The sequence below is a fragment of the Clostridium sp. HV4-5-A1G genome (assembly GCF_900184915.1).
GTDB classification, from domain to species: domain Bacteria; phylum Bacillota; class Clostridia; order Clostridiales; family Clostridiaceae; genus Clostridium_B; species Clostridium_B aromativorans.
This window is the reverse complement of record NZ_FXYI02000001.1, coordinates 1-20,044: the sequence shown is the minus strand read 5'-3', so window position 1 is coordinate 20,044 and position 20,044 is coordinate 1. Positions and strand designations below refer to the sequence as shown.

Sequence of the window (20,044 nt, the reverse complement as noted above, 5' to 3'; positions counted from 1 at the left end):
CAATCGCAATCTATCACTTTTTCAGTAAAAAGCCGCGTTTTTGAAGAAATTTAGCCACACCGTCATCATTATTTGAATCTATAATACCTGTGGCTAGATTTTTCAACTTCTCATATGCATTTTTTACCGCATACTTTTCATCTGCAATTCTAAAAAGAGGTTCATCATTTAAATTGTCCCCAAAACAAATCATTTTATCCATTTCCAGATATTTCTTTAAAAATTCAGCTGCCCATCTTTTATTGCCCTGTGGATTCGTAGCCTCCAGCCAGAAAAAACCTCTGGAATATATCTCTTCAGTATAGTGACAGCTTACATCCAGGTTATTTTTAAACAATTCATAGGTATTGTCAAGACATCCCTTTTTTTCTATGGCAAAAATATTTATCACCCTGTAATTCACAAGAGATAAAGGCCCATCCACCAGGGTAAGTCTTTTATCTTTCTGTGCCCTTCTGGAATCCACATATATTTTCTGGCCGCTGTTAAATATTCCCCTGTAAAATAATTTTTTACTTCCCTCTGAATCCACTGCTGATATAAAAGGGTGTATGCCCTTAGATTCATAGTATTCCAAAATAAATTTCACAGAGGTTTTATCCAGATAATTCCCCACAATATTTCTACCTGAAACAGGATCATATATAAATACTCCATTGTTCAAAATCACAGGCAAATTCAAATTCAAGGGTTTCAATATATTTTTTGAAGCCTCATAGGATCTGGCTGTAGCAACGGTAAATTTCATCCCTGACGCTATAAGATCATTTATAATTGCAGCTGAGCTTTTACTTATAACCTGCTCTGAAGTCAGCAGTGTTCCATCTAGATCCGATATATATAGATTCAAGGTTCTCCTCCTTTTAGACAATACACAGTTTACAATTTACAATGTACAGTTCACAATTAATGTTAATAGGCTACTTTACAGGCCAGGATGGTTTTTTACCACTCAAAACCTGATGTATGCCAAGGGCAGAATGAAGGGACATTCTCTTCACAGCTTCTTCAGTATGAGCTGCAGTATGTGGAGTCACAATAACATTGTCAAGTTTAAAAAGCAGGTTATCCTGTGATGGAATTTCCCCGGTAAACACATCAACAGCAGCTCCTGCAATTTTTTTATTCACCAGAGCATCCACCAAGGCACCTTCATCAACCACTTCACCCCTGGCTGTATTTATAAGAAAAGCTCCCGGCTTCATAAGTGAGAATTCCCTCTCTCCTATAATATTTCTGGTAGAATCACTCAAAGGTACATTCAAGCTTACAAAATCAGAATTTTTAAGAACATAATCCAAATTATCCGTAAGTTCAACATCTTCCATCTTCACAGAATCAATGTGCCGTCTAAAGCCTATGACATTCATCCCAAATCCTTTAGATGCCTTGGAAGCGACAAGTTTCCCTATACTGCCTATACCTATGATTCCAAGAACTTTTCCTTCAAGATCCCAGCCGAGAGTCTTTCTTATACCAAAATTTCCATCTCTCAATTCCCTGTCATATACAAAAAACTTTTTAGCCAGTGCCAGAATAAGCCCAAGAGTATACTCCGCCACTGAATTTCTATTTGACTCAGGGGAGTTGGTGATCTGTATCCCCCTTTTAGCTGCAGCTTCAATATCTATATTGTCCACACCAACTCCAAATTTTGATATGACCTTCAATTTAGGTGCAGAATTTATGATATTTTCTGTAATAGAAGCCATGCGGACCAGCACTGCATCACAGTCCCTGACCTCCCTTGCAAGCACATCCTCTCTTACACTAGAGGCTATCTTTATATCATAGCCGCACTTTTTAAGATATTCTTTGCCTTCACTGCCTATATTTTCAGTCAGCAAAACCTTATAACCCATATTAGTATCACCCCCTTAGACAATTCACAATTTACAATTTACAATTCACAATTTACAATTTACAATTCACAATTTACAATTTACAATTCACAATTTACAATTACAGTGCACAATGTGCATTGAATCAAAGCCACTTTTTTCCCTCTACGAGCCTGGATATCATCATACTTGATACTGTATTCCCCGCAGAATTCAATACAGTAGCCGGTGCATCTATTATAACACTTATAACTGCAATTATGGGAAGCAATTCTGGAGGAAAGCTATATACACTTAAAATGAGCATTTCACCAATCATACCGCCGCTTGGAATAGCCGCCATTACAGCTCCTACCAGAAATGCCACAAAAATTATGGACAATACAGCTGAAGGACTGGTCATGCTTTTTCCAAAAAGTGCGAACAAAAAGGTTATCTTCATGACACCTCCAATGGCAGATCCATCTTTGTGTATATTGGCGCCCATTGGAATTACAGTTTCCGCTACATCATCAGGTACCCCCATTTTTTTTGTGAATTCCAAATTAACCGGAATAGTTGCCGCACTGGAGCAGGTAGCCAGAGCAGTTATAGTGGGTGTTATCACGTTTTTCCAGAATATATTGATTGCCTTTTTTCCACCGGACATAAAAGCATATATGGTAAAGAATCCAAAATAATAGACTACGGCCAGAACCACATAGAGGATGAAAACCCGCAGATAGCCTTGAAGTATTTGAGAGCCAAGAGAGCCTATTACTGCAGCAAAATAACATCCAAGACCTATGGGAGCATAATACATCACTATTTTTACCATTTTCATAGTGACTTCTGAAGCTGCCGTCAAAAACTTTGTTACAGGTTCCGCCTTTTCCCCCAATAAAGCCGTGGAAATTCCAAAAAGTACTGAAAATACAATGAGCTGGAGCATATTGCTCTTGGAAAGCAATGAAGCAAAATCCGAGACAGTAACAGTATTCACAAGCTGTTCCAATATCCCTCCCTGCTTAACCTGCTGTGCTGCATCTCCGCCAGTAGATACGATCTTCTTCAAAGTATTATAATCTATACCTTTAGCTGGATTTACAATAAGTGCGCCTATGAACCCTATTACGGAAGCTATAAGAGCTGTACAAAGGAAAATAAAAAACGTACTGGCCATGATCTTCCCAAGTCTTTTCATTCCCTTCATATTGGCTATGGCAGAAGTAACGCTGAAAAACACCAGCGGTATTATTATCATGAACATCAGATTTAAAAATAAGTCCCCAAAAGGTTTTAATACCACAGCTTTAGGTCCACCCAAAATGCCTACCACTGCACCTAAAATTATTGAACCAAGCAATAGAGCAGAAAATTTGTAATTTTTCAAAAACGACTTCATCAACTAATACCTCCACAATTTCGTTTATATCGTGAAAACAAAATTCACCTATATTTTATTATATTCTAATTTTTTGCGGTTTTTAGTGCTAAAAATGCTTGAAACATTGCAAAAAATGCTTTAACCTATAATTATAGTAACTGAGGGGAAAGAGTAAATGTGTGAAAATAAAATTCTAAAAATAAAAAAAGGTTATCTCAACAATGATTTTGAAATATTTCATCTAAAGAATAGAGAATCCATTGATTTTGAATTTCATTATCATGAATTCAGCAAGATAGTGATCTTTCTGTCCGGTGATACCACCTATTTAATTGAGGGCAATTCCTACAAATTAAAACCCTGGGATATACTTCTTATAAACAGCAACGACATACACAAGGCCGTAATAGATCCAAATAAAATTTACGAGAGGATAATTTTCTGGATCAACCCGAATTTTCTAGCAAGACACAATGACAAATGCAATCTGTCAAGTTGTTTTGAAATGGCATCGAAGCAGCGTTTCAACCTGCTCAGGCTAGAAAATGCACACCTCGGTAACATAAAAAAATTGCTTTTTAACATGGAATCATCTTTAAAACACAGAGAATTTGGCTATAAATTGCTTGTAGAATGCTTTTTCATACAGTTCATGGTATACGTAAACAGATTGTTCTTAGGTCAAAAAAAACCAATGGAATTACCCGATATAAAATATGACGAAAATATAGGCAATATCTTAAATTATATAAATAAAAACTTAAATGGGAATCTGTCCATAGATTATATTTCCTCTAGATTCTACATGAGCAAATATTATCTAATGCACAAATTTAAGGAACAGACAGGGTATACAATACACAATTATATACTTCAGAAAAGACTTATTATGTCCAACCTGTTGATAAAAAAAGGCATGAGTATAACAGACGCCTGCCTGGAATCGGGCTTCAATGATTACTCAAATTTTCTAAGGGCATTTAAAAAAGTATTCGGCCTCTCTCCCAGAGAATATTATAAAGGCTAAAAAATTTCATGAGACAAAGGATCTTCTTTGTCTCATGAAAACACCATTGAATAATTATGGACTGCATAGGCATTATTTATTTAAAGTGATGATGGTACCTGTTTTATCTTCCAGGGCATCTACTGCCTTATACAGTGAAGTGATTATCGCCTTATGAGAGGGATTGGCTTTTGCAAACATAACAGCAGCCTCTATTTTAGGCAACATGGATCCTGCTGCAAAATGACCTTCTCCCATATATTTTTCAGCCTCTGCCACTGTAATATGACCCAGATCAACCTGATTGGGTTTATTAAAATTAATTGCTGCCTTTTCAACCTCTGTCAATATCATGAGTATGTCAGCATTCATATCTTCTGCTAATCTTTCAGCTGCCAGATCCTTATCTATAACAGCTGCCACACCCTTTAAAGAGCCATCCTCTTGTTCAACTACAGGAATACCGCCCCCGCCAGCCGCCACACATATGGTTGAATCCCACAGCACCTTGACGGCAGGAAGTTCTACTATCCTCTTCGGAACCGGTGAAGCTACGACCCTTCTCCATCCTCTTCCAGAGTCGTCTTTCATCACATATCCCTTTTCAGTCTTAAGCTTGTCAGCTTCCTCTTTGGTATAAAAGGCTCCTATAGGCTTAGTGGGATTTTTAAAGGCAGGATCATCCTTATCAACTACTGCCTGAGTTATAAGAGTCACTACAGGTACTTTCTTGTTTCTCTTATCAAGTGCCCTTCTCAGGGACTGCTGTATATGATATCCTATATAACCCTGACTCATGGAGCCACATACATCAAAGGGCATAGGCGGTGTGATATTTTCCGCAGCTTTGGAAGCCATGAGAATTCTTCCAACCTGGGGACCATTCCCATGGACTATTGCAATTTCATATCCCTTGCAGCTTATATCTGCAATATATTCACAAGTTTTTTTTACCACTTCCAGTTGTGCCTCAGCTGTGGCAGGAGCCCCGGCTTCCTGAAGTGCATTTCCCCCTAATGCTATAACCAATTTACAAAATCCCATTATACATATTCCTCCACAAATTTTATATTTAAATTAATATGTGTCCTACAAGTTATAATTCTATTTATCAGCAAATTTATTCACATAAGTTACCGGGATAAGTGCATACATGGCAGCACATTTTACCAGTTCATCCTTCCATGTCTTTTCATTTGGTGCATGGGCTTGATCTTCGTGACCAGGTCCAAATCCAATACACGGTATATTATACCTTCCCATTATTGAAACTCCATTTGTAGAAAACGTCCACTTGTCTACTTTTGGTTCGCTTTTAAATAAATCCCTGTAGCAGTTCACCGCATTCTGACATACCTTGTGATCTTCCGGCAGCACCCAGGTTGGGAAGAAACATTCAGTTGGGTATTTAAGCCCCGTATAGGAAGGTCTTTCGTAAGTGTACATTTCTACATCAGCTTTTGCAGCTTTAACAGAGGGCAGCTCCTTGATTTGTTCAATTGCATATTTCCAGGTTTCACCGTTGGTAAGCCTTCTATCTATGGAAATTGTACATCCATCTGCCACAGCACATCTTGAAGGTGAGGAGAAGAAGATTTCAGATACAGTCAAAGTTCCCTTTCCAAGGAATGGATCATCTATAAGCCTTTCATTTAAATCCTTCAATTCATTCAATATAGGAGCCATTTTGAATATTGCATTGTCTCCCCTTTCCGGTGCGGAACCATGACAGCTTACACCGTGGGTAGTAACTTTTATCTCCATTCTTCCCCTGTGACCCCTGTATATATTAGTTGAAGAAGGTTCTGTAAGTACGACAAATTCAGGTTTTACCTTGTCCTCATTGATTATATACTGCCAGCAAAGCCCATCACAATCTTCCTCCTGAACAGTACCTGTTACTATAAGGGTATAGTCATCTTCCAGTCCCAGTTCTTTAATTATTTTCCCTGCATAAACCATGGAGGCCATTCCACCTTCCTGGTCAGACACACCTCTTCCAACTATGATCTTGTCGTCTTCATATCCCTCATAGGGATCATAGTCCCAAAGATTTCTGTCCCCTATTCCAACCGTATCTATATGGGCATCCATAGCAATAATGTGTTCCCCATGTCCTATATATCCAAGGACATTTCCCATAGGATCTATTTCCACCTTGTCAAATCCTACTTTTTCCATTTCCTCTTTTATTCTGAGTATCACCTTTTTCTCTCCACAGCTCTCACTTGGAATTGCAGCCATGTCCCTCAAGAACCTGGATATTTCAGGTTTATATTTTTCTGCCAACTTTAATATTTTTTCACTATTTACATTTAAAGCCATATTAAATCTCCCCCATCCATCTATTATATTTTCCAACCTCAGCCTTTACAGGTTTCAGTTAAGAATTATTTTAATAAATTAACTAGTTAATCTAATATTATAATATCATCTTTACTTTGTCAATATTTAAATAAAACATTTACAATGTCTGATAACCCGACCATAATCCCTTTTGCATAAGTTTCCATTTTCTACAGCAACTTTGCCATTCAGTACAACATATTTTATGCCCGCAGGCTCTTTCCTGGAATTGTTATAATCCTCATATCCCTCAATTTCATCAAAATCAAACACAGTTATATCAGCTGTTTTCCCCTCGGCAAGCTTCCCCCTGTCCTTCAATCCCAGGGTCACTGCCGGAAAAAGGGTACATTTATATATCCCCTGCTCAAGACTCAGGACCTTCTTATCCCTTATAAATTTGCCTATGAAGAGGGGATAATTCCCATATAGACGGGGATGGGGCACTCCTGCAGGTATGCTGTCGGATCCCACCATCTGAAGAGGATGTTTTATAAGTTCAAGGGTATCCTCTTCTGAAAATATATTTAAAGTCACTATCCCAACTCCTGCATTTTCTTCAATAATAAGCCCTGCTATAAAGTCCACCGGATGAACATTTAAATCTCTGGAAATTTCCCCTACAGTTTTTCCTATATATTTCAGGTTCCCAGGTTTTTTCACCGAGGTAATGAGTATTCCATCCCAGCCTGCTACTGCGCTGTAATTATCCCAGCCTGCATAGCTGACGGAAGTATCCTCAATTTCACTTTTTACTCTATCCAGACATTTCTCATCCTTTAACATGTCAATGAGCCTGTCTTTTCCCTTTTCCGTAATCCAGGGCGGCAGAAGCTGGGTCATCAAGGTGCTCCCCGAAAGGTAAAGATGTTCGTCAAAAGTAATATTTACTCCTGCTTTAACTGCTTTTTCTACAATTTCAATGAGCGACCCTGCACTGCATCCAAGCTCTTTGGATGCATAAGATCTCATATGAGAAACCTGAAGCCTTACCCCTGATCTCAATGCTATGTCTATAATTTCCCTCAAAGCATTCTTCATGGTATTATCGTGGTTTCTGACATGAACCATGACAATTCCATCATACTTTTCTACAACCCTGCACAGGGCAATCAACTCATCTTCGCGGCTGAAAATACCAGGCACATACTGCAGTCCAAGAGACATTCCAAAGGCACCTTTCTTCATAGCATCCTCTACTATATCACACATCTGCTGAAGTTCACCGGTATCAGGTATTTTACTGCTGAATCCGACGGTATTTACTCTTACGGCACCCTGTGAAATAAGCATACCATAGTTGTTTTTCAAGCCCCTGGAAGAAATCTTATCCATATATTCATCGACATCATGAAAGCTCCATTTCAAATCGGGATCTCCCACCACTCCCTTGATATAACTTTTCCACCCACGGTCTTTCCCGTGTACACAGGGTACAACTCCCAGACCGCACTGTCCTACAAGTTCCGTGGTAACTCCCTGCATCAGTTTCAAGCCTCGAATTTTCTCACTCATAAAAGTCACCAGATCATTGTGACTGTGGACATCAATAAAGCCCGGAGCCACTATGAGTCCAGAGGCATCGATAATTTTATCTGCAGAATCATGTATATTTTCTGATATTTCCACTATTTTGTCATCTAAAATTCCTATATCCGCATTATAGGCATCATTGCCCGTTCCATCTACAACAAGTCCATTTTTTATGAGAATATTCAGCATCCCTATTACCTCTTTTCACGATTTTTACTAACCAGTTAATCTATTTTCATTATAATTTTCCACACATTCTGTGTCAATAATGGCTATTGATCGTGAAATGATTCTCGGGCTAAATCAAAAAAATCAATCCAGTAACTTGAACAGGGAATCATAGGACAGTGCTACCTGATAGAGGAGCCTCCTCTCATAATCCGGAACAATCATAAATTTAAATAACTTTTTAGTCTGGGCACTCATTTCCAGGGGAGTAACATAATATTTATTTTTATCCTCAAATAAATATTTTCTGATATCCTGTTTTTTATTCTCAAGTATCAATTCATATAAATTAAGATCCAGCGCACTTTCTATATTGGAAAAACATATCACTCCGTCACTGCTGCATACATCGATCTCATCCACTCCAAGCTCCCCTGCCAGTTTGTCCATGGTATCAACATTTTTCTCATTCAGCTCATTATATTTTTCTTTTAGCTGAAGTGTCTTTTTATACATAAGTTTATCCATTACTGCAGAAGCAACATACTGTTTGGTCTCTTCCGAAAGTTGGGTTATTACCTGAATACTGCTGTTTATTTCTTCTATAGAGGCGTTTTGCTCCTGTGAAGCCGCAGAAATTTGCTCTGTGTCAGAGGCAGTTTTATGTACCATCTCCTGATTTCTCTCCGTAATAGAAAGCACCGCCTCACAGTTTTTATCTATCTGTTGAATTATACTTTGAATATGCTGTATATTTTCTGCATTTATCTCAAAAGCCTGGAACATTTCATCTAATGATTTTTTCATATTACCTATGACATCGGCACCTTCTGCAACATAATTCGTAACCTGAAAAACAGAACCTGAGGAAGATTTTATGTCTTTTTTGATCTCCCCAATGATGCCGTTTATTTGAGAAGCTGCATCATTTGACTGCTCCGCCAATTTACGAACTTCATCTGCCACTACTGCAAACCCCTTCCCGTGTTCACCTGCCCGGGCCGCTTCAATAGTAGCATTCAATGCAAGCAGATTTGTCTGTTTAGCTATATTTGTGATAAAGACTACAATATCTCCTATTTTTTTGGATCTATCATCTAACATTTTCATTTTGCCCCGGGTATCATAAGAAGTACTTTTTATCTTGTCCATAGTATTGACCACATCTTTTACGGACTCACCAACCTCTTTGGAAATTTCCCTGGAGTGCTGTACTGTTTCATTTGTCTTTTTTACAAATGAGGATGAGCTTATAACCATCTCTCCAATTTTCTTGAATTTATCAGTTGTCTCATCAGCCACATCCATCTGAGAGCCATTTTGGTCAACAATACTCTGGGTATTTTGAGCAACCTGTTCCGCTGCTTTTCCACATTCTTCAGCAGATGCCTTGATGTTCTGCAAGGTATTATTCAGTTTTACAGAATTATATAAAATATTTTTAAAATAATCTTTTATCTCATTGTCTTCCATATAACGTTCAGAATTCACTGTAACATGCTCACTGCCATCATTGTTTGAATTATTTTTTTTCATAAAATAAATTCCAAGTAAAACAAATATCGAATCCAGTACACCAAACAGCAAAATGCCGCCAATACCGGATATTCCAACAATGGTAGTAATTATAAAAGCTATTAAAAATGAAACCACAATTATTATAATACTACCCATCAAGACTCCTTCTTTCCAAGAAATAAAAATAATTTCCGGGGAAAGTTATGTCTTATTCCCCCTAAACTGCCGTACACGCCATCATTCAAAAGGCAGCATTATAAATCTCAGTACAAACAATATTCCAAGTATATACACTATGGGATTAAGCTCCTTATACCTGCCAGTAGCTATTTTTACCACAGGATAAACGATCATGGCAACTGCAATTCCATTGGCTATACTATAACTGAAAGCCATAAGTGAAATGGCAAAGAAACACGGAAGTGCCTCTGTAAAATCATTGAAATCTATATTTTTGATTACACCCATCATCAGAGCTCCCACTATAATAAGTGCCGGTGCCGTAGCCTGTGCAGGAACTACACCTACGAGGCCTGAAAAAAACAGCGAAAGTATAAACAATATACCTACTGTTACAGCCGTGAGTCCAGTTCTTCCACCTTCTGTGACACCTGCAGTGGATTCTACATAAGTTCCCACAGTACTCGTCCCTAGAAATGAACCTGCAGTTGTAGCTACAGCGTCACATATAAGGGCTTTTTTCATCCTGATCACTTTTCCATTTTCATCTATCATTCCAGCTTTTGTAGCAGTTCCAACAAGGGTACCTATGGTATCAAAGAGATCCACAAGGCAGATGGTTATTACAACCATTACAAAGCTGAGTATTGCACTGGCTACAGTAGTTCCACCTTTTGTCAGAAGGCCTGCAAAGTCAAATGAGGCAAAAGTAGGGGCCAGTGAAGGAGGAGCACTGAATACATGCAGATTCGCAAGTGAAGTGATCTTAAAGGGTATACCCAGAATAGTGGTTATAACAATACCAAGTAAAATAGATCCTTTCACATTTCTAGCCATGAGTACTCCAATTACCAGAACCCCTATTATAGTAAGGAGAGTACCTGGATCTGCAAAATTTCCAAAACCAACGAGGGTCGATTTATTTGAAACTATTATTCCCCCGCTCTTCAGTCCGATAAGTGCAATAAAGAGTCCCACACCTGCTGACATGGCATATTTCAAATTCTCCGGTATGGCATCTACAATCTTTTCTCGTATGGAAGTAACAGTAATAATTATAAACAAGATACCTGAAGTAAGTACTGCAGCCAATGCCTGACGCCAGGTAAATCCAAGTGTAAGACATACAGTGTAAGTAAAGAATGCGTTGAGCCCCATTCCCGGAGCCTGCGCGAAAGGCAGATTGGCATAGAATCCCATTATAAAAGTTCCAATAGCAGCAGCCAGACAAGTTGCCACAAATACAGCAGACACAATAGGATCACTGCCTACAGCAAATTTTGAAGCTGCATCACCCACCACACCAGCTGAATTCATGCCTGCCACCCTCAGCACACTTGGGTTTACAAATATTATATAGGCCATTGTAATAAAGGTGGTAATTCCCGCAATGATTTCCGTCTTAGCATTTGTATTGTTTTCTTTCAGTTTAAAAAACGACTCCAGAAAAGATTGTCTTTCAACGTTGGTTTCCATATAAAATTCCCCCTAATAAAATTATAATTAATAGAGTATTGGTTCCTTTACCTCCCTTCCGCTTACATATCTCACTTTTATATTTCTGTCATCCCCTGTATAGATAAACTTCTGCAATCTTTCCTCTAAAGACAAAGATCTGAATATAGATAGATTGCTGTCATCAATGACAAGGGCATCAAATTCATATCCCCTTTCAAAGCTTCCTACCCTTCCAAAAAATTTTCCCCCTCCCTTAGTGGCCATGTAGAACAATTCCGCCGTAGTAAGAGGTTTATCTACTCTGCTGCTTTTAAGCCATTTCAGGTTGGACACCTGGCCGCTGTTTACGATTACATTCATCATGGAAAGACTATTTCCAGCGGATATGTCACTCCCAAGCCCTACAGGAATGCCTCTGGAAACAAGCCTTCTAATGGGTGCAATACCGCTTGACAAATTGCAGTTTGACAGCGGGCAGTGAGCTACAAATACGTTATTTTTCCTCATCAGTTCAATTTCATCTTCATCTACCAGAATGCAGTGGGCCATGACAGTAGGCATCTCTCCAAAAAGTCCAGCACTTTCATATACGCTTGCATAGTTATCATGATCGGGATGCAGTTTTCTTACAAAATTGATTTCATCACAATTTTCAGACAGATGAGACTGCACCGGTACCCTGTACTCCCTGGCCAAATTCCCCAGACTCTTTAACAATTTAGGACTGCAGCTTGGAACAAATCTCGGAGTGATAATGGGTTTTACAAGTTCATATTTGCTTAAATACTCTTTTAATATTTCTTCTGTATCCTCTATTGAATTTTTCGTGTCTTCCACCAGATATTCGGGAGAGTTTCTATCCATATTCACCTTTCCCACGTAAGCCGACAATCCAGATTGTGCGAGCAAATCCATAAGGAGTTTAGTGGAATCCTTATGCATAGTTGCAAAGATACAGCATCTAGTAGTGCCATACCTCCATAATTCCCTTATCAAAGCTGAGTACACTTTTTTCGCATATTCTATATCAGAATACCTTGCTTCTTCAGGGAACGTATAGGTTTCAAGCCACGGCATCAACTCCTTGTCAATTCCAAGTCCCAGATTGCCATACTGGGATGCATGTAGATGGAGATCAACAAATCCCGGAATTATAAGTGAGTCCCCATAATCCACAATCCTCACTCCGCTGAATTCTTCAGGAAGATGTCCACAAACACCTTTAACAAGTTTACCCTCGACAACAATATATCCATTTTCAAGCACTTCAAATTTACCAAAGGCTTTGGTGAAAATAATATTACCTTTAACTGCATACACGTTTTTCATTAGATCGCCTCCTATGAGCTTTTTACGTTCAGGCAGTTAAATTAGAATAAAAGATCTTCAATTACCAAATGTTTAACAATCAAATTTTTATTAACTAGTTAATCTATTTTTATTATAATTTTGAATTTTCTCTCTGTCAATAGGACTGTGATATTTGCATTTAAATTTACCCAGTAACAATTTCATAAATTCTAAATACTATATTTATTAGACAAAAGTTTATATCTATAATAAATGAAAACGAAGGAAGTGAATAATATATGGCTGCATTGCCAGTAGATTTTGATACACCACAGACTGCTTCTGGGCAATTAGTTACAGTAACAGGGACTGTACCCGCAGGAACTAGTTTCGTTGAAGCAATTCAATTAGATGTTCTTAGGACTGACTCAAGTCATGAGTACTTCTCTATTGCTACTGTTTATGACAATTCAGCAGGTACAACTCCATTAGATGTCAATGACACTCTTAACCTTGCAATTGTTCCAAAATTAGAAACAGGCGAAACTGTAACGTTAACAAGTTATGGGTCATTAAAAGCTGAAATAGTTCAGTCATAATATAATAATATAGATGGCCAAGGCATGAAAATGTTATTGGTCATCTATCATATTCATTTTAGATTGGAGGTAATATCCTTGGATACATTTATGATTCCAGCAAGTAAAAGCCTCACATTAACTGATAAAATTCCAAATGGAAATATTCAAGACTACAGGATAATTGTAGGATGTGATGGCAATTTTGAGTATCATGGTTTACTTTATTTCAATATCTCTTCATTACCAAATAATATTATAGCAACCAAAGCTGAATTAACATTATTTAAATGTGATAGTTTTCATAACGATAAAAGTATTGAATTTATAATATATCCAATATATGACCATTTTAGCTTATACACTACTTATTCTAGAATTCCATCAGCAGATAAATTTAACGGAATTAAGTTTTATCCAATGACATCCAAATCAGCAGTTACTATAGATATAACTCATATAGTTTCTCCATGGATTAAAAACGCTTCATCAAACAAGGGTATAATGGTTTCCAGTATATGGAACAACTCTGTAGCAAGTTTTGGCTCGGCATTATCAACAAAACAACAGATAGTTCCTTTTATAACTATCACTTATAAACATAACGATACCACACAAAATGACAAACCGCATTGCAATCATGATTTCCATCTATCAGTACAAATAGTTAATAGCCATAACCCTGTTACTTCTCCAGTTCCTTCAAATCCCAGCCTAACCGAAGTCACAGCAACCGGAGCAACTGAACGGCATTCCATATTCGTAGTAATGATAGAATTAGTTATAACAAGAAGTAATGGTACCATTGATAAATATTATGTTTCAGATGAATATATTAATTCGACTGACGAATCACTGAATATTAATAAGACATATTCAATTCCTGTAGTACCTGCACTTAATACAGGTGATTTAGTAACAAGTGCCAATATCTACGGTGCTTATAGAGGTATCGCCAACATTTCCCGGCAAACCTCAATCTAATATATAAATTAGCTATTTTAAGCCTTTAAATATGGTAATATTTTTCAAGTTTTTTCGGTACCATCCAGGCACTGCAGATCTAAATAAAATAGAACTATTTCCTACACGGAAATAATTCTTTGAAATAGTTCATTCACATCATGAACAATATAAGCTGCCTTTGCATTTCTAAGTTCTTCAACAGAACCATATCCATAAGCAACTCCTATACAATCTATGCCATTTTCCAATGCCCCTATGACATCATGCCTCCTGTCACCCACCATAACTACCTGCCGGTTATCGCCTATATTATACTTATCTATGATATACCCGATCACTTCCCCTTTTTTACATCTTGTCCCATCTAAATTGCTGCCGACAACAGTGTCAAAATATGAATATAAATTAAAATGCTTCAATATCCTTTTGGCAAATTCCGTGGGTTTTGAAGTAGCTACTATCAAATTCAATTTCAACTTCTTCAGCTTTTTCAAAAGGCCTTCAATGTTTTCATACACTTTATTTTGAAATATTCCCTTTGTCTCAAAATATTCCCTGTAATATCCAATTGCATGAAGCGCCTGTTCTTCACTAAAATTGTAATACTGCATAAATGAATCCTTAAGCGGTGGGCCTATGAAGACTTCAAGTAAATCCAAATTCTCTACAGCAATATTATATTTTCCCAGGGCATATTGTACCGACTTTGTTATCCCCTCTTTGGAGTCCGTCAGAGTTCCATCTAAATCAAAAAGTACATATTTATATCTCAATTCATCTTCTCCCTTTCTTTAACGTATATAATACATTTCAAATATACAAACTTGCAGAAACTGAAGCTTTAACTTTTTCACTCACAATATGTATTTTATCATATATAATGCTATCAATCTATAATAAATGGGGAGCAGCCAAAACCCTAAGGTGTTTAAATAGTTGACAATGGTTTCATATTTAAGTATCATTCAATATAAGAAGAAACTGTTTTATACCATGGAGAGGAGTCCTATTATGAATATCATTGAAAGAATAAATACAAGAAGAAGTACAAGATCCTTTAAGGATCAGGAGGTGGATTCAAATACAATTCATGAATTAATCACGCTCGGGACAAAAGCTGCTACCGGTTCCTACGGCCAGCCCTGGGGATTTGTAGTCATAACAGACAAAGGGGAAATAAAATCCCTATCGGATGAAATCAAGAAATATCTGGTGGAAAACATAGCAGATTATCCTTATTTCAAACAATATGAAAACTGGCTTAAAGATGAAAACTTCAGCGTTTTTTACGGTGCTCCCTGTGTAATAGTAATTTACGGTGACACATCTTCACACTGGTGTACTTATGACTGCTCCCTGGCAGCAGGCAATATCATGCTCTCTGCCAAAGAATTCGGTCTGGGAACCTGCTGGATTGGATTTGCAGAATGTATATGCAGTACTCCTGAATTCAAATCAAAACACAATGTACCCGATTCCTACAAACTGGTAAGCACCATGATAGCCGGCTATCCCGATGAGAAGCAAAAAAATCAGAAACCTCCCAGAAGAAAACCAGCACTTATTTTCTACGAAAAATAAAGCAGAGTACTTGAAAATCAAAAAATCCCTGTGATAAGCGGGCTTTTTACTTTCAAGTACTTTTATTACAGAGATTCACCACAAAAGCCGGAACTGAATTCCAGAGACATTTTTTATTACCATCCCTTTATGGTATTCAGTACTTCATCTGGTATATTTCCCTGCAGATAATCTTCAATGGAGGATTTTATAATTTCCAGGGCTTTAAACATTTCATCCTTCGTAATAATCAGAGGCGGTTGAATTCTAAGTACATTTCCATTTAGAGATATGAGGATAACTCCCTTTTCATAACACCTGTAACATATCTTCAAGGTGGCTTCCGTATTTTTCTCCTTGCTCATTTTATCCTTGACCAGTTCCACCCCTATGGATAATCCAATCCCTCTCACATCTCCTATAATAGGACATTCATCTTTCAAATTATTCAAATAATTTCTTGCAAAATTTCCTATTTCATTAACATGTTCTAAAAATCCATCTTGGGAAATTACGTCTATAGCACTGACAGCAGAGGAACAGCATACAGGATTGGCAGCTGTTGTAAATGTATGGGCAGGAGGATCAAGGCTCTGCATTATCTCTTCCCTTCCTACAATCGCACTTAAGGGCAGTCCTCCGCCTATGGATTTTCCAAGAATAACTGCATCCGGGATTATGTCAAAATTTTCAATGCCAAACCACTTACCGGTACGGCCGAAACCCTGCTGGACCTCTTCACTTATAAACAAAATTCCATTTTGAGCGCACAGTTCATAGAGCTTTTTCATATATCTTCCGGGAGGAACTATAATTCCAGCATCTCCCTGAATGGGCTCAATTACCGCTGCCGCCACTTCATCAGAAGGCAAATAGCTGTCAAAGGCAATTTGAATCTGGTGGAGGCACTCCAAATTACAGCAGTTTTCTTTTTTGTCGTAATTACATCTATAACAGTTAGGATAGGGGAAGCTGTAAACCCCAGGTAAAAAAGGTCCGAGTTTTCTTCTCATCTTTGTGGTAATTGCAGACATGGACATGGATCCATAAGTAACACCGTGATAGGCTCCAATAAAAGTGATTATGGAGCTTCTTCCAGTATAAGCCCTGGCAAATTTAATAGCTCCGTCATTGGCATCTGAACCCGAAAGCCCAAAGGCAACCCTTTTGGGAAATTCCCCGGGCGTAATTTTTACAAGTTTTTCTGCCAAATCAATCATAGGTTTGTTGTAAAGATATGCAGGAGTATAGTGGACATATTTATTCACCTGTTCAATTATGGATTTTTTGACATTTTCATTGGCTCCCCCTACATTTATTGAACCGGCACTGCACAGCAGATCTATATATTCATTCCCATCTATGTCCTTTACAGTGGATCCTTCTATGCTTTCTACAACTAACGGAAAGTATGGAATTCTACAGGCCCTGGAAACAACTCTGCTGTCCCTTTCAACTTCCTTGATACACTTATCTATTTTCATAATCTATAACCCCCTTCTATTATATCTTAATCCTCTATCTCCACATATATTCTCTTATTTATTCTCCCCTTACTTTTAAACCTAACTACTTTTATACTGCCGACCTCTGCAGTATTTTTTACATGGGTGCCCCCATCCGCCTGAAGATCCAATCCTTCAATTTCAACAGTCCTTATTTTATCAATACCTCTCGGAAGAAGATCTTCTTTTGTTTTTATTAAATCTGGAATCTTGAGAGCTTCTTCTCTTTCAAGAAAATTAACCCTGATATCTCTCCTACATTTTATTTCTTCATTAGCTTTCTTTTCAATTTCATCCACTAATTCTCTGTTAAAATTTTCGAATTCAAAATCCATCCTCGCACTTAGGCAGTCCATATCTCCGCCGGTCACTTTAGCTTTATAATCCCTCCACGCAACAGCACATAAAATGTGCATGGCAGTATGTGTCCTCATAAGTTTATACCGGCGGTCCCAGTCTATCTTCCCCATACAAGTTTGACCGGGTTCTGGAAGTCTCCCATTTATATAGTGGTATACAGAATCCCCTATCTTTTTAGTTCTTTCAACAGTGTATACATTTGACTCTCCTTCTAAAATCCCTGTATCATAGGGCTGACCCCCGCCAGCAGGGTAAAATGCGGTTCTATCAAGTACAACTGCATTTTCGGTTTTATTTACTTCAGAAATGCTGCATTTAAATTCCTTCAAATAGCTGTCTTTTTGAAACAACAGTTCACTCATCCTTATCCCTCCCTATTTATATACCAAGTAATGGTATTATATCTATTGTATCAAAAGCAGCATTTATTTCAATACAGTACTCTGTCAAAATCCAGGGTAAAAAATAAAGGATTGTTTCAAAATTTTATTGAAACAACCCTCAGCTCTTCCACTTTATTTATCTTTATCACTGTACTGCAGAGCTACTCTTCCCTCGTCTCCCGTACTTATACGTATAACATTTTCCACATTGTAGACAAATATTTTTCCATCGCCCATTTCTCCTGTATGAAGCACTTTTTTAGCAGTTTCCACTACCAGATCCACAGGCACTTCACAGACCACTATCTCAATCTTTACTTTCGGTACTAAATTTATGTCCATGGTAAGGCCCCTATAATATTCCTTATGTCCCTTTTGCATTCCGCATCCTAACACGTTGGTAACTGTCATTCCCGAAATTCCAATGTCTCCCAGGGCTTTTTTCAGTTCTTCAAACTTGCCCTTAGATGTAATGATATCCACTTTAGTAAGTTTATCAGCCATTATTTTACCTCCTTATTAAACATAATTTACACCCATATATAAATTTTACATCATTCTGCCAAGGCCTATCAACTATATTCATAATATTTTCTACATCTGAATTCCGCCATAAGCCTCTTCACCATGTTCCGTGACATCCAAACCTACCTGTTCTTCTTTTTCACCTGCTCTTATGCTGCTCACGGCATTAATTACCTTTATTATAATAAACGTGACAACCGCAGAGTACACCACACTGGACAAAACAGCTATTATCTGAATTCCCAGCAATTTTGGATTACCATGAATCAATCCACTTGCACCAGCTGAATTGATTGCTTTCCAGGCAAATATTCCAGTGGCAATTCCTCCCCATATTCCACCTACACCGTGACAGCCAAAAGCATCAAGTGCATCATCATATCCCAATTTAGCTTTAACGAAAGTAATACATGAATAACATACAGCTCCTCCTACCAGCCCAATGATCAATGAAGCTAAAGGACTGACAAAACCAGCACCTGGAGTTATAGCTACAAGACCTGCGACTATTCCACTGGCAACTCCGAGAGAAGTTATCTTCTTTCTATAGGCAAATTCACAAATACTCCAGCTTATGGCCGAAGCTGCTGCAGAAGTATTGGTAGTGATAAAAGCATTCACCGCCACATCATTTATAGCAAGTGCACTTCCTGCATTGAACCCATACCATCCAAACCAGAGAATGGCAGCTCCCAAACAGGTTATTGGAAGATTGCTAGGTTTTCCCACATTTCTCCTTTTTCCAAGCATCAATGCTGCAATAAGTCCGGACACACCTGAACTTATGTGAACTACATTACCACCTGCAAAATCCAGTGCTCCAAGATTTTTCAGCCATCCTCCTGCACCCCACACCCAGTGAGCAATTGGATCATAAACCAACGTTGTCCAACATATTAAAAATACTATCCAGTGTGTAAATTTCATTCTTTCTGCAATAGAACCGGATATAAGTGCAGGAGTTATTATGGCAAACATAAGCTGAAACAGCATAAAAACCTGTTGTGGGATCGTACCTGCATAATCTGCATTTGGTGCAAAACCGACTCCCTTCAATCCTGCAAAATTAAAGCCCCCTATCAATCCACCTATATCTGTCCCAAAGCACAGTGTATACCCTATGAGTATCCATTGAATAGATATTACCGCCAATGCCGAATAGCTATGGAGAGTACTATCTAGAGTATTTTTCCCTCTTACCATTCCTCCGTAAAATAGAGCTAATCCCGGAGTCATTATCATTACTAATGCTGCGCATATTATTACAAACACAGTATCTGCTCCGTTTATACTATTCATAAAAAAATACCTCCTCAATTTTAAGATCTAATGTTATAAATATAAAAAACCTTACTCCCCGGGGTTTTAAAAAAAACTTATTTATATAATACTAAGTTTTAATCAATTTATCAATAGCAATATTAAAATTTTATTAATTTATTATTTTTTTCAGCTATATAT

Annotated in this window: 18 protein-coding genes; 4 read left to right on the top strand and 14 right to left on the bottom strand. The window is 37.7% G+C overall.

Annotated elements, in window-relative coordinates; all coding sequences use genetic code 11:
• Window positions 1-13: 13 nt before the first annotated feature.
• The 3 genes from J5G60_RS00090 to J5G60_RS00080 all read right to left on the bottom strand — a co-directional run bounded on the left by J5G60_RS00090 (window position 14) and on the right by J5G60_RS00080 (window position 3,225).
• Window positions 14-850, bottom strand: a complete 837-nt coding sequence (locus J5G60_RS00090; RefSeq protein ID WP_150355560.1) for an HAD family hydrolase — start codon at window positions 848-850, stop codon at window positions 14-16.
• 70 nt (window positions 851-920) lie between these two features.
• The gene (locus tag J5G60_RS00085; RefSeq protein WP_150355561.1) at window positions 921-1,862 is read right to left on the bottom strand and encodes a hydroxyacid dehydrogenase; all 942 of its coding nucleotides are present in this window, start codon (window positions 1,860-1,862) and stop codon (window positions 921-923) included.
• A gap of 124 nt (window positions 1,863-1,986) precedes the next feature.
• Window positions 1,987-3,225 (bottom strand): dicarboxylate/amino acid:cation symporter, encoded by a 1,239-nt coding sequence (locus J5G60_RS00080; protein WP_150355562.1) that lies wholly within the window; start codon window positions 3,223-3,225, stop codon window positions 1,987-1,989.
• A gap of 157 nt (window positions 3,226-3,382) precedes the next feature.
• On the opposite strand from J5G60_RS00080, the gene J5G60_RS00075 reads away from it, so the two are divergent.
• Complete coding sequence (locus J5G60_RS00075; RefSeq protein ID WP_150355563.1) at window positions 3,383-4,234, top strand: AraC family transcriptional regulator; 852 nt, start codon at window positions 3,383-3,385, stop codon at window positions 4,232-4,234.
• 72 nt (window positions 4,235-4,306) lie between these two features.
• Here J5G60_RS00075 and arcC read toward each other — a convergent pair whose 3' ends face one another.
• The 6 genes from arcC to guaD all read right to left on the bottom strand — a co-directional run bounded on the left by arcC (window position 4,307) and on the right by guaD (window position 12,745).
• Window positions 4,307-5,257, bottom strand: a complete 951-nt coding sequence (arcC, locus tag J5G60_RS00070) for a carbamate kinase (RefSeq protein ID WP_150355564.1) — start codon at window positions 5,255-5,257, stop codon at window positions 4,307-4,309.
• Between the two features lie 60 nt (window positions 5,258-5,317).
• Window positions 5,318-6,538 (bottom strand): YgeY family selenium metabolism-linked hydrolase, encoded by a 1,221-nt coding sequence (locus tag J5G60_RS00065; RefSeq protein ID WP_150355565.1) that lies wholly within the window; start codon window positions 6,536-6,538, stop codon window positions 5,318-5,320.
• A 126-nt stretch (window positions 6,539-6,664) separates the two neighbouring features.
• A complete protein-coding gene (locus J5G60_RS00060) occupies window positions 6,665-8,281 on the bottom strand; it encodes an N-acyl-D-amino-acid deacylase family protein (protein WP_150355566.1) in 1,617 nt (538 codons plus the stop codon).
• A gap of 123 nt (window positions 8,282-8,404) precedes the next feature.
• Window positions 8,405-9,934 (bottom strand): methyl-accepting chemotaxis protein, encoded by a 1,530-nt coding sequence (locus J5G60_RS00055; RefSeq protein WP_150355567.1) that lies wholly within the window; start codon window positions 9,932-9,934, stop codon window positions 8,405-8,407.
• A gap of 81 nt (window positions 9,935-10,015) precedes the next feature.
• Window positions 10,016-11,434: an NCS2 family permease gene (locus J5G60_RS00050; protein ID WP_150355568.1), complete on the bottom strand. Its 1,419-nt coding sequence runs from the start codon at window positions 11,432-11,434 to the stop codon at window positions 10,016-10,018.
• A 27-nt stretch (window positions 11,435-11,461) separates the two neighbouring features.
• The gene (gene guaD / locus J5G60_RS00045) at window positions 11,462-12,745 is read right to left on the bottom strand and encodes a guanine deaminase (protein ID WP_150355569.1); all 1,284 of its coding nucleotides are present in this window, start codon (window positions 12,743-12,745) and stop codon (window positions 11,462-11,464) included.
• A 260-nt stretch (window positions 12,746-13,005) separates the two neighbouring features.
• On the opposite strand from guaD, the gene J5G60_RS00040 reads away from it, so the two are divergent.
• A complete protein-coding gene (locus tag J5G60_RS00040) occupies window positions 13,006-13,305 on the top strand; it encodes a hypothetical protein (protein ID WP_150355570.1) in 300 nt (99 codons plus the stop codon).
• 78 nt (window positions 13,306-13,383) lie between these two features.
• Entirely contained in the window at window positions 13,384-14,268 is an 885-nt protein-coding gene (locus J5G60_RS00035; protein ID WP_150355571.1) for a DNRLRE domain-containing protein, read from the top strand.
• 101 nt (window positions 14,269-14,369) lie between these two features.
• Here the strand turns inward: J5G60_RS00035 and J5G60_RS00030 are convergent, their stop codons facing one another.
• Complete coding sequence (locus J5G60_RS00030; RefSeq protein WP_150355572.1) at window positions 14,370-15,023, bottom strand: HAD hydrolase-like protein; 654 nt, start codon at window positions 15,021-15,023, stop codon at window positions 14,370-14,372.
• 238 nt (window positions 15,024-15,261) lie between these two features.
• Between J5G60_RS00030 and J5G60_RS00025 the strand changes: the two genes are divergently transcribed.
• Window positions 15,262-15,831, top strand: a complete 570-nt coding sequence (locus tag J5G60_RS00025) for a nitroreductase (RefSeq protein WP_150355573.1) — start codon at window positions 15,262-15,264, stop codon at window positions 15,829-15,831.
• 116 nt (window positions 15,832-15,947) lie between these two features.
• Here the strand turns inward: J5G60_RS00025 and J5G60_RS00020 are convergent, their stop codons facing one another.
• The 4 genes from J5G60_RS00020 to J5G60_RS00005 all read right to left on the bottom strand — a co-directional run bounded on the left by J5G60_RS00020 (window position 15,948) and on the right by J5G60_RS00005 (window position 19,882).
• Complete coding sequence (locus tag J5G60_RS00020; protein ID WP_150355574.1) at window positions 15,948-17,294, bottom strand: aspartate aminotransferase family protein; 1,347 nt, start codon at window positions 17,292-17,294, stop codon at window positions 15,948-15,950.
• Window positions 17,295-17,320: 26 nt separating this feature from the next.
• Window positions 17,321-18,037: an alanyl-tRNA editing protein gene (locus tag J5G60_RS00015; RefSeq protein ID WP_150355575.1), complete on the bottom strand. Its 717-nt coding sequence runs from the start codon at window positions 18,035-18,037 to the stop codon at window positions 17,321-17,323.
• 153 nt (window positions 18,038-18,190) lie between these two features.
• Window positions 18,191-18,562 carry a P-II family nitrogen regulator gene (locus J5G60_RS00010; protein WP_150355576.1) on the bottom strand — a complete coding sequence of 124 codons (372 nt, stop codon included), beginning with the start codon at window positions 18,560-18,562 and terminating at the stop codon, window positions 18,191-18,193.
• A 90-nt stretch (window positions 18,563-18,652) separates the two neighbouring features.
• A complete protein-coding gene (locus J5G60_RS00005; RefSeq protein ID WP_150355577.1) occupies window positions 18,653-19,882 on the bottom strand; it encodes an ammonium transporter in 1,230 nt (409 codons plus the stop codon).
• Between the last annotated feature and the right edge of the window lie 162 nt (window positions 19,883-20,044).

Coding starts and splice junctions, on each gene's coding strand:
- J5G60_RS00055 (WP_150355567.1), bottom strand. CDS start 9,934: ATGGGTAGTATTATAATAATTGTGGTTTCATTTTTAATAGCTTTTATA.
- J5G60_RS00025 (WP_150355573.1), top strand. CDS start 15,262: ATGAATATCATTGAAAGAATAAATACAAGAAGAAGTACAAGATCCTTT.
- J5G60_RS00080 (WP_150355562.1), bottom strand. CDS start 3,225: ATGAAGTCGTTTTTGAAAAATTACAAATTTTCTGCTCTATTGCTTGGT.
- J5G60_RS00010 (WP_150355576.1), bottom strand. CDS start 18,562: ATGGCTGATAAACTTACTAAAGTGGATATCATTACATCTAAGGGCAAG.
- J5G60_RS00040 (WP_150355570.1), top strand. CDS start 13,006: ATGGCTGCATTGCCAGTAGATTTTGATACACCACAGACTGCTTCTGGG.
- J5G60_RS00065 (WP_150355565.1), bottom strand. CDS start 6,538: ATGGCTTTAAATGTAAATAGTGAAAAAATATTAAAGTTGGCAGAAAAA.
- J5G60_RS00060 (WP_150355566.1), bottom strand. CDS start 8,281: ATGCTGAATATTCTCATAAAAAATGGACTTGTTGTAGATGGAACGGGC.
- J5G60_RS00005 (WP_150355577.1), bottom strand. CDS start 19,882: ATGAATAGTATAAACGGAGCAGATACTGTGTTTGTAATAATATGCGCA.
- J5G60_RS00015 (WP_150355575.1), bottom strand. CDS start 18,037: ATGAGTGAACTGTTGTTTCAAAAAGACAGCTATTTGAAGGAATTTAAA.
- J5G60_RS00085 (WP_150355561.1), bottom strand. CDS start 1,862: ATGGGTTATAAGGTTTTGCTGACTGAAAATATAGGCAGTGAAGGCAAA.
- arcC (WP_150355564.1), bottom strand. CDS start 5,257: ATGGGATTTTGTAAATTGGTTATAGCATTAGGGGGAAATGCACTTCAG.
- J5G60_RS00075 (WP_150355563.1), top strand. CDS start 3,383: ATGTGTGAAAATAAAATTCTAAAAATAAAAAAAGGTTATCTCAACAAT.
- guaD (WP_150355569.1), bottom strand. CDS start 12,745: ATGAAAAACGTGTATGCAGTTAAAGGTAATATTATTTTCACCAAAGCC.
- J5G60_RS00050 (WP_150355568.1), bottom strand. CDS start 11,434: ATGGAAACCAACGTTGAAAGACAATCTTTTCTGGAGTCGTTTTTTAAA.
- J5G60_RS00020 (WP_150355574.1), bottom strand. CDS start 17,294: ATGAAAATAGATAAGTGTATCAAGGAAGTTGAAAGGGACAGCAGAGTT.